We start from the raw sequence: 15,875 nt of genomic DNA, 5'->3' as shown, positions 1-15,875 counted from the left end.
ATGGAAATCATCGCCTTCCTCATCGACTTCATCCTCAACGTGGACCAGCACCTGCAGGCCTTCGTGCAGGCCTACGGCCCCTGGGTGTACGCGCTGCTGTTCCTGATCATCTTCACCGAGACCGGTGTGGTGGTGATGCCCTTCCTGCCCGGCGATTCGCTGTTGTTCGTGGTGGGCACGCTGTGCGGCGCGGGGCTGATGAGCCTGCCGCTGGCGATGGTGCTGCTCACCATCGCGGCCATTCTGGGCGACCAGGTGAACTACAGCGTCGGGCGCTACTTTGGCCCCAAGGTGTTCCAGTGGGAGAACTCGCGCCTGTTCAACAAGAACGCCTTCAATCAGGCGCACGCCTTCTACGAGCGTTACGGCGGCATCACCATCATCCTGGCGCGCTTCATGCCCTTCATCCGCACCTTCGCGCCCTTTGTGGCCGGTGTGGCCGAGATGACGCGCAGCAAGTTCACCGCCTACAACGTGATCGGCGCGCTGATCTGGGTGGTGGGCCTGGTGGGCGCGGGCTACCTGTTCGGCAACCTGCCCTGGGTGCAGGCCAACCTGAGCAAGATCATCTGGGCGCTGATCATCATCCCGGGGCTGATCGCGATTTTTGGTGCGTGGAAGGCGCGGCGCAACGCGGCGGCAGACGTGCGCTGAAGCGGCCCGCCGCCGGCTGCAGACGGCCGGCGCTGGCCGAAGATAGTCAGTAGGCTTATCATTTCCTCACCGCACCCACGCGTGAGGAGACATGAACGCACCGCAAGCCCTCGTGCGATGGCACGACCGCGGCACCAGCCGCATTCCCTTCTGGGCCTACACCGACCCGGACCTCTACCAACGCGAGCTCGACCGCTTGTTCTACGGACCGCATTGGTGCTACGTGGGCCTCGCGGTGGAGATCCCCAACACCGGCGACTACAAGCTCAGCTGGGTGGGGGAGCGGCAGGTGATCATGGTCAGGGACCGCGTGGCGCCGAAAGACCGCAGCGTGGATCATGGCATCCGTGTGGTGGAGAACCGCTGTGCCCACCGCGGCGTGCGCTTTTGCCAGCCGCCCATGGACGGGCAGGTGGGCAACGCGCGCAGCTTCGTCTGCCCTTACCACCAGTGGACCTACAAGCTCAACGGCGACCTGGCTGGTCTGCCGTTCAAGGACGGTGTGAAGGACGGTGAGTGCGTCAACGGCGGCATGCCCGCGGACTTCGACCTGAGCAAGAACGGCCTCACCAAACTGCGCGTGGCCGTGCTGCACGGCCTGGTGTTCGCCACCTTCAGCGACGAGACCGAGCCGCTGGAGGACTACCTCGGCGCCGACCTCAAGCCCTGGCTTGACCGCATCTTCCAGGGCCGTGAGCTCAAGCTGCTGGGCTACAACCGCCAGCGCATTCCAGGCAACTGGAAGCTCATGATGGAAAACATCAAGGACCCGTACCACCCGGGGCTGCTGCACACCTGGTTCGTCACCTTCGGCCTGTGGCGCGCCGACCAGAAAAGCCGCATGGTGATGGACGCGCATGGCCGCCACGCCGTGATGATCAGCCGCCGCAACGACGGCGGCGAGAACAAGACCGTGACGCAGGGCGTGACCAGCTTCAAGGCCGACATGAAGCTCAACGACCCGCGCCTGCTCGACGTGGTGCCCGAGCCGTGGTGGACCATCGCCGACCCACAGAACCCGGGCGCCACCATCACCCCCACGGTGACCATGATCACGCTGTTCCCGAGCGTGATCATCCAGCAGCAGGTGAATTCGCTGTCCACGCGCCACATCGTGCCGCGCGGGCCCAACGAATTCGACTTCGTCTGGACGCACTTCGGCTTTGCCGACGACACCGAGGAGATGACCACGCGCCGCCTGCGCCAGGCCAACCTGTTCGGGCCCGCTGGCTTCGTGAGCGCCGACGACGGCGAGGTGATCGAGTTCAGCCAGGACGGCTTTCGCCAATGGGGCGAGGGCGGCCGCACCCTGGTGGAACTCGGCGGCAAGACCGACGACGTGGGCCAGCCGCCCACCGAGCACATGGTCACCGAGACCTTGATCCGATCGATGTACGCCTACTGGCGAAAGACCATGGGGTTGTGATGAGCGACGTGATCGACACCACCCTGCGCAGCGCACTGCGCCACCACGCCATCGACCGCTTCAACGCGGATTACGCCGACGTGCTCGACCAGCGCCGCTTTGCCGAATGGCCCGAGTGCTTCGTGCCCGAAGCGCGCTACCGCGTGCAGGCGCGCGAGAACGCCGAACGCGGCCTGCCGCTGTGCCTGCTCAACTTCGAGAGCCAGGGCATGATGCGCGACCGCATCGTCGGCGCCACCCAGACCATCTACCACGCGCCGTACTACACCCGCCACGTGATCGCTCCCGCGCGCATCACGCACGACGGCGAAGGCACGCCCGACGACCCGGTGCGCGCCGAAGCCAACTACGCCGTCTTTCGCACCAAGCCCGGCACCACCAGCGAGGTCTACCAGGTGGGCCGCTACATCGACGCCTTCGTGATCACCGAAGGCGGGTGGAAGCTGCTGGAGCGGCGGTGTGTGTACGACAGCGAGATGGTGCTCAACTCGCTGATCTATCCGGTCTGACGGCGCGTTGACGGCGCGTTGACGGCGCATTGACGGCGCGTTCGGCTGTCGGGCGAAGCGCCGCTCGGCTCAGACCGTTGCCGGCTGGCCCAACCCCATCGCCTGCTCGAACGCCTGTTGGTCCGGGCCCATGAAGGGTGACCTCAGGCGCGCCGAATCGATGGCCGCGTAGAGGAAAGGGTCCAGGTTCATGGCCGGTGGCAGATGGCTGCCGAGCACGCGCGACGGACGCAGGTCCTGCAAGGGCCGGCACGCCGCCGCCAGCTTCTCGCGTTCGATTTGTGCGAGCCACGGCGAATCGATGCTCGCCCACAACCCCATGCCCTCGCGCAAGTCGGCCGATGCGACGTCGGCCGCCTCGAGCGCCGGTTCGGCCAGCACCGCGCCGAAGCAGTCCGAGCTGAACAGGTGGCGCGTGCGGGTATCGAACAGGGCCATGGTCTCGGGCGCGTCGTAGACCGGTGGGCGCAATGCCTGCAGGCCACGGTCACCCACGTTCAGTGTCTGGCCGGGGTTGATCATCCAGGTGCGTTCCGGTGGCACCTGCAGCAGACCCAGCTTGCCCACCCCCAGGTAGTTGGTGACGATGCGCGCCTTGGGCGCCATCTCCAGCACCGCGCGCAGCGCGCCCAGGTGGTCCGGGTCGGCGTGGGTGAGCCATATCCAGCGCAGGTCGGCCGGGTCGATGCGCTCGGCCAGAGCCGCCACGAAGTCGTCCTGCAACGCGCCGATGCCCGTGTCCACCAGCACCGGCTCACGGGCGTGGATCAGGTAGGCGTTGATGGGCAGCACGCCCAGGCCGGGCAGGGTCGCGTGGGTGCTGAAGAGGTCGGTGTCGGGGCCGACGCTGCGCACCGGCAGCAGGGTGGGTGGGTTCATGGTGAAGGGTCCTTTCGGTGTGGGTGGGACGGGGGTTGCAGGAAGAGCGTCAGCCCGGAAATCGAACGACAGGGCCCGCAGGCACCTGGCCTGGCGGCACATAGGCCGGTGCCGGCGCGCCCGCCGGGCCGAGGTGGCGGATGTAGCGGTAGAGCGCGCGCAGGTCGCGCTCGCTCATCGCGTGCACGTTGAACCAGGGCATGGGCGGGCGTGGCTTGAACTGGCGCGCGGTGCGCAGCCAGGACTCTTCGGTGTGCCCGCGCATGTACAGCCGCAGGTTGGTGGCGTAGGTGGTGCCCCACGGCCCGTTCCAGCCGAGCGAATCGCCGGTGAGCCAGAGCGACTCGGGGACCCGACCGTCGGCCGCGGCGTAGCCGGGCGTGTGGCAGTCGTTGCAGCCCGCCACGTGCGTGAGGTAGCGGCCGCGCTCCACGAGCACGCGGTCCACATTCAGGGCGGAGGCGGGGCCGGCTGGCGCGAGTGCGGCCAGCGCGCAGGCGAGGGCGGCCAAAGGCATATTCAGAGGCATGGGGTGCGTCCTTTCCGGGGTTTGTGAAGGTCCGGAAAGTCTCGGCGCGCGCCAGTGCGAGCGATCTGAAGAGCTGCCTAAGCGAACGTTAAATGTTTGCTAACGGTATGCCGTGTTGAAGAAGAACGATCTTTACGAGACAATCGTCTCATTCATAACCCATGTTGAAGGCCCCATGAGCGAAACCGGCGGACGTTCCAATCAGCTGCGCCGCACCCGAAAGGACCTGCTGCAGGCAGCCGCGCGCCTGACCCGCCAGGGGCGCAACCCGAGCCTGGAAGAGGTGGCCGAGGAGGCGATGGTTTCGCGCGCCACCGCCTACCGTCACTTCCCCGATGTCAACGCCTTGATCGTCGAGGCGTCGCTGGACATCGACACCCCACAGGCCGAGCAGCTGTTCGCGGACGGCGCCGAAGACCCGTTGACACGCATGGAGCGGGTGGACGCCGCGCTGGAGACCATGATCCGGGACAACGAGGTGGCGCTGCGCCTGATGATGAAGCACGCGCTCGAGCGCAGCGTGAAGCCCCCCGCAGACGCGGCCGTGCCGATACGCCAGAACCGGCGCTCGCCACTGATCGAAGCGGCCTTGGCGCCCACGCGTCGCCAGTTCCGGCCCGCCGCCTTGAAGACGCTCTCGCGTGCGCTGGCCATGGTGGTCGGCACCGAAGCCATGCTGGCGCTCAAGGACGTTCTGCAGCTGGACGAGACCGAAGCGCGACGCGTGCGGCGCTGGGCGATCCGTGCGCTCATCGATGCGGCCCGCAAGCCCGGCGCTGCAGCCTGAGAGGCGTGTTGCCATGTCGACCTTGACCCATGCCGATGCCGAGCCCGTGAAGGTGCGCTACTACCCCAGCGACGGCAGCGTTTTCCTGGACGCGCAATACCTCATCAAGGGCGTGGCCGGCGCACTGTTCTGGAAGCTCGCGTGCGAACACGTCCGTGAGCGCCGGTCCGAGTTCAGCACACGCGAGCTTCGGCTGGCGGGACATGAGCTGCGCCTTCCTGAGGTGCAGGACAACCTCGGCGTTCGTTTGCTCCTGTTGCAGCGCCGCCTGGTGGAGCGCCAGACTGCTCTGCAGATCCAGCGCACCGGTCGAGGCCGCTTTCGCATCGAGGTGGCCAGACCGCTGATGCTGCAGGAGGCAGGCGACCGCGCCGGCGATGGCGTGGTCAGACACGCTGTCGCGTCTTGAAGTCACCCGCTTCGCCTGGCCACATGCTTCACGACCCCTGGCTTGACCGCTGGCTGCCCGCGATCGGCGCGCGCGCGAGCGGTCGGCCCGTGCTCGAAATCGGCTGTGGCGATGGCGACGACACACGGACCCTGGTGAACGCAGGGTTCGACGTGATGGCGTTCGACCTGTCCGATGCCGCCGTCCGCCGCGCAAGGCAGGCGGCGCCGGCCGCGCGCATCGAGCAGCGAGACATCCGCGACCCCTTGCCGCAAACCGGCAACGGGTTCGGGGTGGTCATTGCAAGCCTGTCGCTGCACTACTTCCCCTGGAGCGAGACGCTGGACATCGCAGCCCGCATCCACCGGGTGTTGGCGCCGGGTGGCCTCTTGTTGTGCCGCTTGAACTCAACCGAAGACCACCACTTCGGCGCGCGCGGCCACCCTGTGATCGAGCCGCACTACCACCTGGTGAATGGCTCGCCCAAGCGATTCTTTACCGAGGCCGCGGTGCGCGAGTTGTTCGTTGAGCCCTGGACGGTGATCGCCCTCGAACACCGCACGACCCGCAAGTACCTGCGGACCAAGGCATTGTGGGAAGTAGCCGTTACGGCATGAGGTTGGTCAGACGGATCTTCGTCGCGTGAAGACGAACGACCGGCTCGTCACTCCTTGGGAGATCCATGCTTGCGCGTGGGTTCAGTGCGAGCGCAGTGCCTCACCCAGCGAAGCCACTGCGCTGGTCATCCGCTCATCCGGCAGGTTCGAGAACCCCAACATCAACGCAGGGCGGAAACGACCCTCCATCGTGAAGTCCGACAGCGGACGCGGCAGCAGCCCCAACCGCCAGGCGCTCTCAGCTACGCGGCGGTCATCGAGTTCCGGGGGCAGCCAGCCGATGAGGTGCAGACCCGCGTTGAGCACCTCGATATCCATGGTTGCGCCCAACGCCTCCCGCAGATGGCGTTGCAGCGCGTCCTGACGTCGTCGGTAGTAGGTGCGCATGGCGCGCACATGCGACTCGAACGCGCCACTCTCGATCAAGCGCGCGATCGTCAGCTGCGTGGACAGGTTGGGCGGTCGCCCCACCAGATCGATCAGTCGCGAGACGATCTCCACATAGCGTCGAGGCACCACCAGGTAGCCGACGCCCAGCGAGGGCAGCAGCGTCTTGCTGAAAGTGCCGAAGTAGATGACCCGGCCATCTGGATCGAGGCTTTGCAGTGAGGGTGCCGGTGTTCCGCCGAAGCGGTATTCCCCGTCGTAGTCGTCCTCGAGCACCAGCGCATCGCGCGCGTGGGCCCAGCCGAGCAATTCAAGGCGCCGGCTCAGGCTCATCGTGTGCCCCAGCGGCGCCTGTCTCGCCGGCGTGACGTAGGCAAAGCGTGCGGAGTCGTCCATGCGCCGACCTTCGGCCACCACCAGCCCTTCGGCGTCCACCGGCACAGCACTGGTGCGAAGGCGAAACAGCCCGAACGACTTGCGAGCACCCGGATAGCCGGGGTTCTCGGTCCAGGCCCCGTCGCCCGGGTTGGACAGCCCCAGCAGGATGAGATGCAGCGCCTGGTGGGTACCCGAGATGATGAACACCTGCGAAGCGTCGCAGACCACGCCTCGGCTCGCACCGAGGTACGCCGCCACCTGCTCGCGCAACTCGGTAGCGCCCTCGGCCGGACAGCGCGCAGCCCCCGCACGGATCAGGCCCAGAGACACGCGCCGCTGGATGCGCACATACAGCTGCGCGGGAAACTCGGCGATCGACGGGATGCCCGGGTGGAACGGTTGGGCCACGACGCCGCGCTCAGGCTTGGCCGGTGCTGTTCTGGCCACCTGCCTCGATAGCCTGGGCGCTGCGGCCGGCGCTCCACCGTCATCCGGCGAGGCCGGTTTCGTGATCCGGCTCAGCTCGCTCGGCAATACCTCCGGAATGAAAGTGCCGGACTTTTCGCGCCCGATGAGATAACCCTCCGACTTGAGCTGCTCGTAGGCCTGCGCCACGGTTGTGCGGGACACGCCCAGCTCGTGGGCGAGATTGCGCGTGGCTGGCATGCGCGTGCCGGGCTTGAGCCGACCCGAGAGCACGACCTCGCGCAATTCCTGGAAGAGCTGCTTGCTGATCGGGGCACGGCTGTCGCGCAGCAGATTGAGTCCCGGCAGCAAGGCGCCTGAAGTTTGTCGGGCCAAGGCGGCTCCTTCGGTGAATCAAGGTGTCGGGCTTTCTGGCCACTGACGATATTTCATTCTGGCCATTTCCGCCAATCCACAATCGCCCCAAGATGGGGACTCCTCCAGGCGCATGAAGTGACCCGACCATGTTGAATGACCGTCTTTCCACCCCCGCTGCCGGCACGTCACCAGCGTCGGCCCAAGCGGCGGTCCGGTCTGAGGTCGTTGCCGCCAACGCGGCGTCGGCGGGCTACCTGCCCTTCAACCCCCAGGTGCGAACACCCAGCCGGGCGCTGCCGCGAGGCGCCTGCGACTGCCACTTCCACATCTTCGAAGCCACTCCCGCCGGCGTGGCGGCCTTTGCCTTCGCAGAGCCACGCAGTTACACCCCCAGCCCCGCGGGCATCGACGCTTACCGCGCCATGGCCAGCGCCCTGGGCCTGGAGCGCGCGGTGCTGGTCCATCCCAGCGTGTATGGGGCCGACCACACCAGCTTCGAGCACTGGCTCGCGTTGTGTGGCGACTGGATGCGCGGCGTGGCCGTGGTCCAGCCCGACACACCCCATGCCGACATCGAGCGCTGGCATGCGCTCGGCGCACGCGGCACACGCTGCAACGCCCTGTTCGATGGTGGGGTGCCAATGGACGCCGTGCCTCGAATCGTGGATCGGGTGCGTGATTTCGGCTGGCACCTGCAAGTGCTCATGGACGTGAGCCAGGACCCCCGGCGGGTGCTCGCCTTCGCCGACTTGGGCGTACCCCTGGTGGTGGACCACTGCGGCCATGTGCCCGCCAGGGACGCCCTGGCCAGCGAAGGGTTTCGCAACCTGCTGGCCCTCGTGCGCGAAGAGCGCGCCTGGGTCAAGTTGTCGGGGCTGTACCGCATCACACCCCAGCGCACCGGCTTCGGCGATGCCGCGCCCGTGGTCGAAGCGTTGTTGCGCGCCAATCCATCCAGGCTGGTCTGGGGTACCGACTGGCCTCACCCCGCCATTGCGCCGCCCATGGTCGATGACGGCGATCTGATCGAGGCACTGCTCGACGCGTGCAGTGCCACCGAACTGCAGCAGGTTCTGGTTGACAACCCCACCCGCCTTTATTGGTCGCACTGACGCGGCCGCCGCCGCCGCACGCCGTCACTCGATTTCGTTCCCAGGTTCCCACCACGACAGGAGACAAGCATGAACCACCGCAACAAACTACGTGCCCTGATGGCGCTCGTCGCAGGAGCGTGCCTCACGTTCGCGACTGGCGCCAACGCGCAGCCCGCCAACGTCATCAAGCTCGGCTGGACCACATCGGACGGCCCGCAAGACCCTTATGCCGTGGGAGCGCGCGCCTTCAAGGCCGCGGTGGAGCGTGACAGCGGTGGCCGCATCGAGGTGCAGCTGTTCCCGAACCGCGCCCTCGGCGACGAACGCCAGATGCTGGAAGGCATGCGCTTCGGCACCGTGGACGCCGGCATCATCACCAATGCCGTGATCGCCCAGTTCGAGCCCGGTTTCAGCGTGAACGACCTGCCGTTCCTGTACGCCAGCGAGGCACAGGCTCACAAGACGCTCGACGGCGACATCGGCCAGGAGCTCGGTACGCGGCTGGCCGGCAAAGGCATCGTGCTGCTCGGCTTCATGGAAGGCGGGTTCCGCAACATGATCAACAACAAGCGCCCGGTGAGCACCCCGGCCGATGTGCAAGGCGTCAAGTACCGCGTCATGCAGAACCCGGTGTTCATCGACATGTTCACCAGCCTCGGCGGCTCGGCCATTCCCATGGCCTGGGGCGAGACCTTCACCGCCGTGCAGCAAGGCACCATCGACGGCCTTGAAATCCCGCTGGCCGTGATCGAGGCAAACAAGTACTTCGAGGTGACGAAGTTCCTCTCTTTGACCAATCACACCTACTCGGCCATCGGCCTGGTCATCAGCAAACGCACCCTTGAGAAGCTGCCCGCCGATCTGCGCAAGACCGTGCAGAGCGCAGCCACCTCGGCGATCGCCGTGCAGCGCCAGGCGGCAGCCGCCGACGCACGCAAGACGCTGACCACGCTTGAAGCCAACGGGATGAAGATCAATCCCGTTGCCGATGTGGCCGCCTTTCGCGCCAGCGTGAAGCCGGTGTACGACAAGTTCCGCCAGAGCGGGCAAGGCCCGCTGCTGGACAAGGCTCTCGCCGCGGTGAAGTGAGCGAGCGCCGCGAACACATGAGCGGGCTGCGCGGGGCGCTCGGCCTGCTGGCGGGTGCCGTGCGTGGCCTGGTCGTGCTGCTGGTCGGCGTCATGCTGGCTGTGCTGGCCTTGCAAGTCGCCCTGCGGTACGCCTTCGGCATTGCCCTTGGCTGGAGTGAAGAGCTGGCCTTGCTGTGCTTCAGCTGGGCCACACTGCTGGCCATTGCGCTTGGCGTGCGCGAAGCGGTTCATGTGCGGCTGGACCTGCTGGTCACGGCCCTGCCGCGCCCGCTGGCGCACGCCCTCGACAAGTTCGTCGCGCTGGCGGTCGCGGCCGCGGGCGGCTTCATTGCATGGGCCGGCAAGGCCTACGTGGTCGATTCTTTCGGTGCCACGTCGGCCGCCATTGGGTACCCCACGGCCTGGCTCTACGCCTGCGCGCCGGTGGGCGGTGTGCTCATCGCGGTGTTTGCGCTGGAACACCTGTTCATGGGCCCCCCGGCGCCGCCTTCCGTGGCACTCCCGGGTGGTGCCCCGGGTCGCTGATGTCAACCACCGCCTGGATACTCACTGTCGGCTTTGCCAGCCTGGTGCTGCTGGGGGTGCCGTTCGCCTTCGCCATCGCGCTGAGCGTCATCGCGGTGCTGCTGGTGGTCGGCATCGAGCCCATGCTGCTGCCCCAGACGCTGATAGCCGGTACACAGAGCTTCAGCCTGCTGGCCATTCCCTTCTTCATGCTGGCCGGCGAGATCATGCTTGCAGGCGGTTTGTCGCAACGCCTCGTGAAGGTGGCCCAGGTGTTCGTGCGGCACCTGCCGGGTGGGTTGGGCCTGGTGGTGGTGCTCGCAGCGCTGGTGTTTGCCGCGGTCAGCGGATCGGCGCCCGCCACTACGGCAGCCATCGGCGCCGTGATGATCCCCGCCATGGTCGAGCGTGGTTACGACCGTGCATATGCCACCGCACTGGTGGTGAGTGCCGGCGTGCTGGCGCCACTGGTGCCGCCATCGATCGCCTTCGTCATCTGGGGCGTGATTGCCGAACAGTCGATCAGCAAGCTGTTCCTCTCAGGCGTGGTGCCCGGCCTCCTGATGGCCAGCGGCATGGTGGTCCTGATCGTCTGGAAAGGGCTGCGCGATCGGCGCGTCCGCGAAAGCCCGGCCACTTGGCGCGAACGCCTGCTGGCCCTGCGAGAAGGCATCTGGGCGCTGCTGGCGCCGGTGGTGGTGCTGGGCGGCATCTATGGCGGCGCCTTCACGCCCACCGAGGCCGCGGTGGCCGCGTGCGTCTATGCGCTGGTGGTCGGCCTCTTCATCGAGCGGCGCCTGCGCTGGCGCGAATTGCCCGGCATCTTCGCCCGCGCCATGTCGATCAGCGCGGTGGTGATGGCCGTGGTGGCCGTCTCAAGCGGCTTCGGCTTCCTGGTGGCGCAGGAGCAGCTGGCCACCAAGCTGGCCATGTGGCTGGGCACGCAGTTCGAAAGCCGCTGGAGCATGCTGCTGGCGTTGAACCTCGGTTTCTTTGCCATGGCGGCCGTGATGGACGAGATCGCGATCATGGTGATCCTGGGGCCCATGCTCATCGGCATCGCCAACCGGTTCGGCGTCGACCCGATCCACTTCGGCTCCATGATCGTCACCAACGTCGCCATCGGCATGGCGACCCCGCCCATCGGCTACTGCCTGTTCGTCGGCATGGCCATCGGCGGCGTGAAGCTGTGGCCCCTCGCGCGCGCCATCCTCCCTTTCGTGCTGATGATGCTCGTGGTGCTGATGCTGGTTACCTACCTGCCTTCGGTGTCGATGCTGCTCATCCGGTGATGCAGCTGGCGACGCGATGAGGGCGTTGGCCCGTTCGGCCATGGGCTGCACCCGTTGAGCGTCGTTGGCAGTGGCTCGCCGAGCACATGTCGGGCTGGCGAAGCCGCCTTTCGTGGCCATGAGCCCCATCGACCCGGTTCCGTCGTGAGCTGACCTTGAAGAGCTGAATTCGGCTTTGCAGCGGTAGCGGCCTCTCAGCCGCCAAAACTGAGCGGCTGCACTTGGCCAGATGCGGCCACCCGTCGACGACCGCTTTCGGGCAGCCGATGTCATACCGTCAGGTGAGCTCCTGACTTCGAGCACACCCAGGAATGTGCGATTAACAACTTGTGCCCTTCAACGGGCGCAAGGCTCGGCGCCCACAGGCTGGCCGGCAAGAACACGCTCACCCAGAACGATCACCAGCAGCGCTAGGCGAGGGCTCGCTGTGGCCAAGCGACGAATCACGGCTAAAGATCTTCGCGCACTTTCCGTAATGATTGCTGCGATTCACACGACCGAGACGCCTACCAGCCAAGGTTCGCGAACGGAGAACTTTGAAGAACGTGGGCGCGCAGTTTCGCGGCAAAACAGGCACCGTACGCCGGGAGCGTCGCGAGGCGAACACACGGAGATGTGCGCCCCTCGCGGCGCAGAAAAGCAGGTGAGATCTTCGACGGTCCGGCGGCGGCTCGTACACTTCGCCTGCTCATGCGAAAAACCAACTTGCCAGCGAGCCATCGTGGCCGTACCCCCGGCGCTCCCACCAGGAATACAGCGCCAGCATCGCTCAGCGACGAAGGCGCGGCGGCGCCCGGCGATTGGGGCTTGACGCTTAACGAGAAGGCCTACCAGCGCCTCGAGGAACTCATCGTCACGCTGCAGCTGGCGCCGGGCAGCGTGGTCTCGGAGGCAAGCCTCAGCGCACTCATCGGAATCGGCACGACACCGATTCGGGAAGCGTTACAGCGCCTGTCGCGCGAGCACCTCGTGCAGATTCTGCCGCGTCGCGGGGTCGTGGTCACCCAGATCGATCTTCGCCGGCAGCTGCTGGTGCTGGAGACGCGTCGCGAGCTGGACCGACTGATCGCCCGCCTTGCCGCGCGCCGGGCCACGGTCGCCGAGCGCCAGCGCATGGCGACGATTGCCCGGCAAATGGCCAGGGCCGTGAAGGCCGGCGCGGTGGCCGATTTCCTGCAGTGCGATGCCGAAATGAATGCGATGGCGGCGCACGCGGCCCGCAACGAGATCGCCGCCCAGTCTGTCGCCGCGCTGCACGCGGTCTCGCGGCGCTTCTGGTTCTTCCACCAGGCGGTGTGGCCCGGCACGGAACGCACGATGCAGCTCCATGTGAGCCTGGCCGAGGCGCTCGCCTCCGGCGTCGAAGCTGCGGCGGTAGCGGCCAGCGACGCCCTGATCGACGACCTGGACAGCTTCTCGCGCAGCACGGTCGCGCCGTGACGCCGATCGACCCTGTAACGAGCGGGGAGGATTGTTCTGGAACTTGACTGGCATGCCAGTGCTGTGCCATAGTTCCGGCGTCATTCAAGGCAACCATCCATGCAACTCTCAACCGACCAACTCGCGCGCTACCGCCGCGACGGCTTCATCGTCCTGCCCGAACTGCTGGCGCCGGCGGAAGTCGCGGCCATGAAGGCCGAACTCCAGCGGCTGCAAGGCATCGACACCGACCACCTCGTGCGCGAACGTGTCGGCGGCGTGGCCAAGACGATCTACCGCGTCCACGAGGCGGACGGGCCAACCGCCTCACCGCCGTTCCACGCCGCCGCGCGCGCCCCTCGGCTGCTCGCCCCGGCCCGGCAACTGCTCGGCGACGAGTCGCTCTACGTCTACCACACCAAATGCAACCTGAAGACCGCCATCGATGGCTCGGTGTGGGCTTGGCACCAGGACTACGGGACGTGGCGGCGCGACGGCGTGCCCGAGGCGAACCTGACGACCGCGCTCCTCATGCTCGACGAGCCTACCGAGATCGGCGGCTGCCTCTATTTCATTCCGGGCTCGCACCGGGTCGGCAACCTCGAACCCGAGTTCGACGAAAGCACCGGCTACAAGTTCTTCGTCGTGCCCAAGCCGACGCTGCTCGAGATCATGCAGCGCAGCGCCGAGCCGGTCCCGATCGTCGGCAAGCCGGGTACGGTGGTCTTCTTCCATCCCAATCTCCTCCATGCCTCGGGCCACAATCTCAGCCGGCACGACCGTTGGCAGGTCTATATCGTCTACAACACTGTCGCGAACAAGCCCGAGGCCGTGCCTGCACCGCGGCCCGACTACGTGCGCTCGACGAACGTAGCGCCCCTGCAGATGGGCAGCGACAAGATCACCACTCAACCTGCACGGGAGACGGCATGACGATCCCGTCGTCCGACGCCATCGCGCACTATCGCGAGACCGGCTACCTCGAACTGCGCAACGTCGTCGAGTCAACGGCGCTGCAGCGCCTGATCGCGACGACCGATCGGCTGCGAGAGGCCGGGCGCGGGCTCGTGGCCGGGACCCGGCACTACGACCTGGAGCCGGGGCACAGCCCGGATGCGCCGCGCATCCGCCGCATCGCCAGCCCGACCGAGCTCGACGAGGTCTACGTCGAGCTTGCCTTCGGCGAGGTGCTTGGCGGCATTGCCGCTGCCTTGATCGGCGGTCCGGTGAAGTTCTATCACTCGAAGATCAACTTCAAGCTTCCGCACGGCGGGGCCGAGATCGGCTGGCATCAGGACTGGTCGGTGTTCCCGCACACCAACACCAACCTGGTGGCCATCAGCCTGCCGTTGAACCCGTCGCGGCGCTTGAACGGCTGCTTGCGCACGATTCCCGGCACGCACCGGCAAGGCCCGCGCAGCCACTGGGACGGCGGTCGCTACCTGCTGAACTGCAACGCGCAGACGACTCCGGAGGAGGTCTCCCGCGCCGTCGACAGCGAGCTCGATCCGGGTGACATCGTGGCCCATCACGGACTCGTGGTGCACGGCTCCGCGCCCAACCGGTCGGAGACGATGCGAACGACGTGGATCATCCAGTACGCCGCGGCCGACGCCTTCGCCTACACCGCGCCGGTGATCGACAGCATCCATCGCAACCGCATGGTGCATGGTGAGCCATCGCGCTTCGCCCGCGTCGAAGCTGGTTCCATCGAATTGCCGCCCGACTTCTCGGCCGGGTACTCCGGCATCTACACACTGCAGGACGCGCCAGCGGCGAGTTGAACGCACGCGCGCATCGGGCCACTGCCGCCAGCGCCAGTCGAATCGCCGGCACGTATTGACCCTATTGGCCGAATCCGCTTGAACGCTATGCCGCAAGACACCATTCACCTAGAGCCCGACGCTTCGTCGCGGTGTCTTGCGCCGTAAAGATATTCCAGGGGCGCTTCGGCCGTGTGGCGCTGCTGGACATGGACGCACTCCGGTCGGCCATGCCCATCACCACTGCCACATCCTGATCTAGGCGGGTGGGGCCGACGGTGCGGTCAGCGTGCGCGGCGAGCGAGCGCCATTGGCCGACGACTCGGCCGTGCTCGTCAACGCCTGGGAACACCATGCCTACGAGTACCCGGCCCCGCAGGGCCAGCGCACGCTGGTTCTGGCGCTCTACATCGAGCCCGGCTGGCTGGCCGATCTGCAGCGTTCGCTGGCGCTCTCGGGGCACCCAGGCTTTTTTCCGCAATCCTGCGTCCGCATCTCGCCGGCCACGCGCAAGATCACCTAGGAGTTTGTGCTCGAGCTGTGGTGGGCCGACGAGGTGTCGCCGGCGCGTATCGAAGACCTGCTATTCAAACCATCGCCACCGGCGGCTTGCTGCGCAGCAGGCTGTCCAGGTCACGCCAGCCCCAATAGCTCTGAGGCTGGGCAAGCCGACGGCCGTTGCGGTGGGTGGAGTGGCGCGATGTCAGCTTTGCAGCTGTCAATATGTTGACCCGACCAGCAGCAATGGGTCGAAAGCTGCCGGCGGGGCCATGAAGGGCGAACTTCCGCCATCAGTCTGAAGCGGGCGCAATGCCGAGATTGCTACCAATCGGCAGAGGCCATGCAGCGAGAGCAATTCGCGCCGCCAGGTCAGTTGACCTGCCCCCTGTAGACGTACCAATCAGAAGTGGAAGTCCGGGGCGAAGGTTAATCGATGGTGTTGGGGGTTGATCGAGTGCTTCTACAACCCGACGCGTCGGCATTCGACGCTCGGCTATCTCAGTCCCGTACAGTTCGAGCGAGCTCAAGAAGCTTAGGTCGGTGTCAACGGAACCGGCAGCAGCCCAGTGGATGACTTGACGGGTTGAGCGGGCTCTAAGAACGGAGAGGTGTCTCAGACCGAGCTACAGTGCGGAGCCTCCCTATCTCCTTTGTGTTTGCCGGGGACCCCCTCCCGACCTTCGCTCCGTTCGCCGGTACGTTCTGGTTTGGCTTCAGCACGACTTCTAGTGAACTTCACAAGGGCTGTGATCTTGCCCCCGTATTCCCGGACCCGTCCTATTCGCAACGTAACGCCGCGTCCTTGACGGGTGAGCGGCGTGCCTGGGCGGCCTGATGCCGCCGGAACTCTCTGGGTGAACGCATTTTCAACGAC

17 protein-coding genes and 1 pseudogene are annotated in these 15,875 nt (G+C 66.5%); 15 read left to right on the top strand and 3 right to left on the bottom strand.

Features of this window, described 5'->3' with window-relative positions; translation table 11 throughout:
• From M3149_RS15595 to M3149_RS15585, 3 genes are all read left to right on the top strand, one after another.
• Positions 1-654 carry a DedA family protein gene (locus M3149_RS15595; RefSeq protein ID WP_251710466.1) on the top strand — a complete coding sequence of 218 codons (654 nt, stop codon included), beginning with the start codon at positions 1-3 and terminating at the stop codon, positions 652-654.
• Between the two features lie 91 nt (positions 655-745).
• The gene (locus M3149_RS15590; protein ID WP_251710465.1) at positions 746-2,080 is read left to right on the top strand and encodes an aromatic ring-hydroxylating dioxygenase subunit alpha; all 1,335 of its coding nucleotides are present in this window, start codon (positions 746-748) and stop codon (positions 2,078-2,080) included.
• Positions 2,080-2,589, top strand: coding sequence for an aromatic-ring-hydroxylating dioxygenase subunit beta (locus tag M3149_RS15585; RefSeq protein ID WP_251710464.1), 510 nt, complete (start codon positions 2,080-2,082; stop codon positions 2,587-2,589). Before M3149_RS15590 ends, M3149_RS15585 begins: the two co-directional genes overlap by 1 nt.
• 69 nt (positions 2,590-2,658) lie before the next feature.
• Here the strand turns inward: M3149_RS15585 and M3149_RS15580 are convergent, their stop codons facing one another.
• Together M3149_RS15580 and M3149_RS15575 are read right to left on the bottom strand one after the other, a co-directional pair.
• A complete protein-coding gene (locus M3149_RS15580) occupies positions 2,659-3,468 on the bottom strand; it encodes an MBL fold metallo-hydrolase (protein ID WP_251710463.1) in 810 nt (269 codons plus the stop codon).
• A gap of 49 nt (positions 3,469-3,517) precedes the next feature.
• Complete coding sequence (locus M3149_RS15575; RefSeq protein ID WP_251710462.1) at positions 3,518-3,997, bottom strand: c-type cytochrome; 480 nt, start codon at positions 3,995-3,997, stop codon at positions 3,518-3,520.
• A gap of 175 nt (positions 3,998-4,172) precedes the next feature.
• Here M3149_RS15575 and M3149_RS15570 point away from each other — a divergent pair, with 175 nt between their 5' ends.
• From M3149_RS15570 to M3149_RS15560, 3 genes are read left to right on the top strand one after another with little or no spacing between them, the layout of a single operon-like run.
• Positions 4,173-4,784, top strand: coding sequence for a TetR/AcrR family transcriptional regulator (locus M3149_RS15570; protein ID WP_251710461.1), 612 nt, complete (start codon positions 4,173-4,175; stop codon positions 4,782-4,784).
• A 13-nt stretch (positions 4,785-4,797) separates the two neighbouring features.
• Positions 4,798-5,193, top strand: coding sequence for a hypothetical protein (locus M3149_RS15565; protein WP_251710460.1), 396 nt, complete (start codon positions 4,798-4,800; stop codon positions 5,191-5,193).
• A gap of 23 nt (positions 5,194-5,216) precedes the next feature.
• Positions 5,217-5,789: a class I SAM-dependent methyltransferase gene (locus M3149_RS15560; protein ID WP_251710459.1), complete on the top strand. Its 573-nt coding sequence runs from the start codon at positions 5,217-5,219 to the stop codon at positions 5,787-5,789.
• A gap of 81 nt (positions 5,790-5,870) precedes the next feature.
• On the opposite strand, the gene M3149_RS15555 is transcribed toward M3149_RS15560, so the two are convergent.
• Positions 5,871-7,355, bottom strand: a complete 1,485-nt coding sequence (locus M3149_RS15555) for a PLP-dependent aminotransferase family protein (protein WP_251710458.1) — start codon at positions 7,353-7,355, stop codon at positions 5,871-5,873.
• A 128-nt stretch (positions 7,356-7,483) separates the two neighbouring features.
• Here M3149_RS15555 and M3149_RS15550 point away from each other — a divergent pair, with 128 nt between their 5' ends.
• The 9 genes and pseudogenes from M3149_RS15550 to M3149_RS23195 form a co-directional block, all read left to right on the top strand.
• Positions 7,484-8,449, top strand: coding sequence for an amidohydrolase family protein (locus tag M3149_RS15550; RefSeq protein WP_251710457.1), 966 nt, complete (start codon positions 7,484-7,486; stop codon positions 8,447-8,449).
• Positions 8,450-8,518: 69 nt separating this feature from the next.
• A complete protein-coding gene (locus M3149_RS15545; RefSeq protein WP_251710456.1) occupies positions 8,519-9,520 on the top strand; it encodes a TRAP transporter substrate-binding protein in 1,002 nt (333 codons plus the stop codon).
• A 17-nt stretch (positions 9,521-9,537) separates the two neighbouring features.
• The gene (locus M3149_RS15540) at positions 9,538-10,047 is read left to right on the top strand and encodes a TRAP transporter small permease (RefSeq protein ID WP_251710455.1); all 510 of its coding nucleotides are present in this window, start codon (positions 9,538-9,540) and stop codon (positions 10,045-10,047) included.
• Positions 10,047-11,318 (top strand): TRAP transporter large permease, encoded by a 1,272-nt coding sequence (locus tag M3149_RS15535; RefSeq protein WP_251710454.1) that lies wholly within the window; start codon positions 10,047-10,049, stop codon positions 11,316-11,318. The genes M3149_RS15540 and M3149_RS15535 overlap by 1 nt, the downstream gene beginning before the upstream one ends.
• A gap of 807 nt (positions 11,319-12,125) precedes the next feature.
• Positions 12,126-12,758, top strand: coding sequence for a GntR family transcriptional regulator (locus M3149_RS15530; protein ID WP_051511947.1), 633 nt, complete (start codon positions 12,126-12,128; stop codon positions 12,756-12,758).
• A 99-nt stretch (positions 12,759-12,857) separates the two neighbouring features.
• On the top strand, positions 12,858-13,670 hold the full coding sequence (locus M3149_RS15525) for a phytanoyl-CoA dioxygenase family protein (protein ID WP_193781570.1): 813 nt from the start codon (positions 12,858-12,860) through the stop codon (positions 13,668-13,670).
• On the top strand, positions 13,667-14,521 hold the full coding sequence (locus M3149_RS15520) for a phytanoyl-CoA dioxygenase family protein (protein WP_193781571.1): 855 nt from the start codon (positions 13,667-13,669) through the stop codon (positions 14,519-14,521). The genes M3149_RS15525 and M3149_RS15520 overlap by 4 nt, the downstream gene beginning before the upstream one ends.
• Before the next feature lie 289 nt (positions 14,522-14,810).
• On the top strand, positions 14,811-15,023 hold the full coding sequence (locus M3149_RS15515) for a hypothetical protein (RefSeq protein ID WP_251710453.1): 213 nt from the start codon (positions 14,811-14,813) through the stop codon (positions 15,021-15,023).
• A gap of 427 nt (positions 15,024-15,450) precedes the next feature.
• Positions 15,451-15,537, top strand: a pseudogene (locus tag M3149_RS23195) (IS3 family transposase); the annotation flags it as partial.
• Between the last annotated feature and the right edge of the window lie 338 nt (positions 15,538-15,875).

This window comes from Hydrogenophaga intermedia, from assembly GCF_023715105.1.
GTDB classification, from domain to species: domain Bacteria; phylum Pseudomonadota; class Gammaproteobacteria; order Burkholderiales; family Burkholderiaceae_C; genus Hydrogenophaga; species Hydrogenophaga intermedia_A.
Note: the sequence above shows the minus strand (reverse complement) of the source record. Positions and strands in the feature narration are given on the sequence as shown.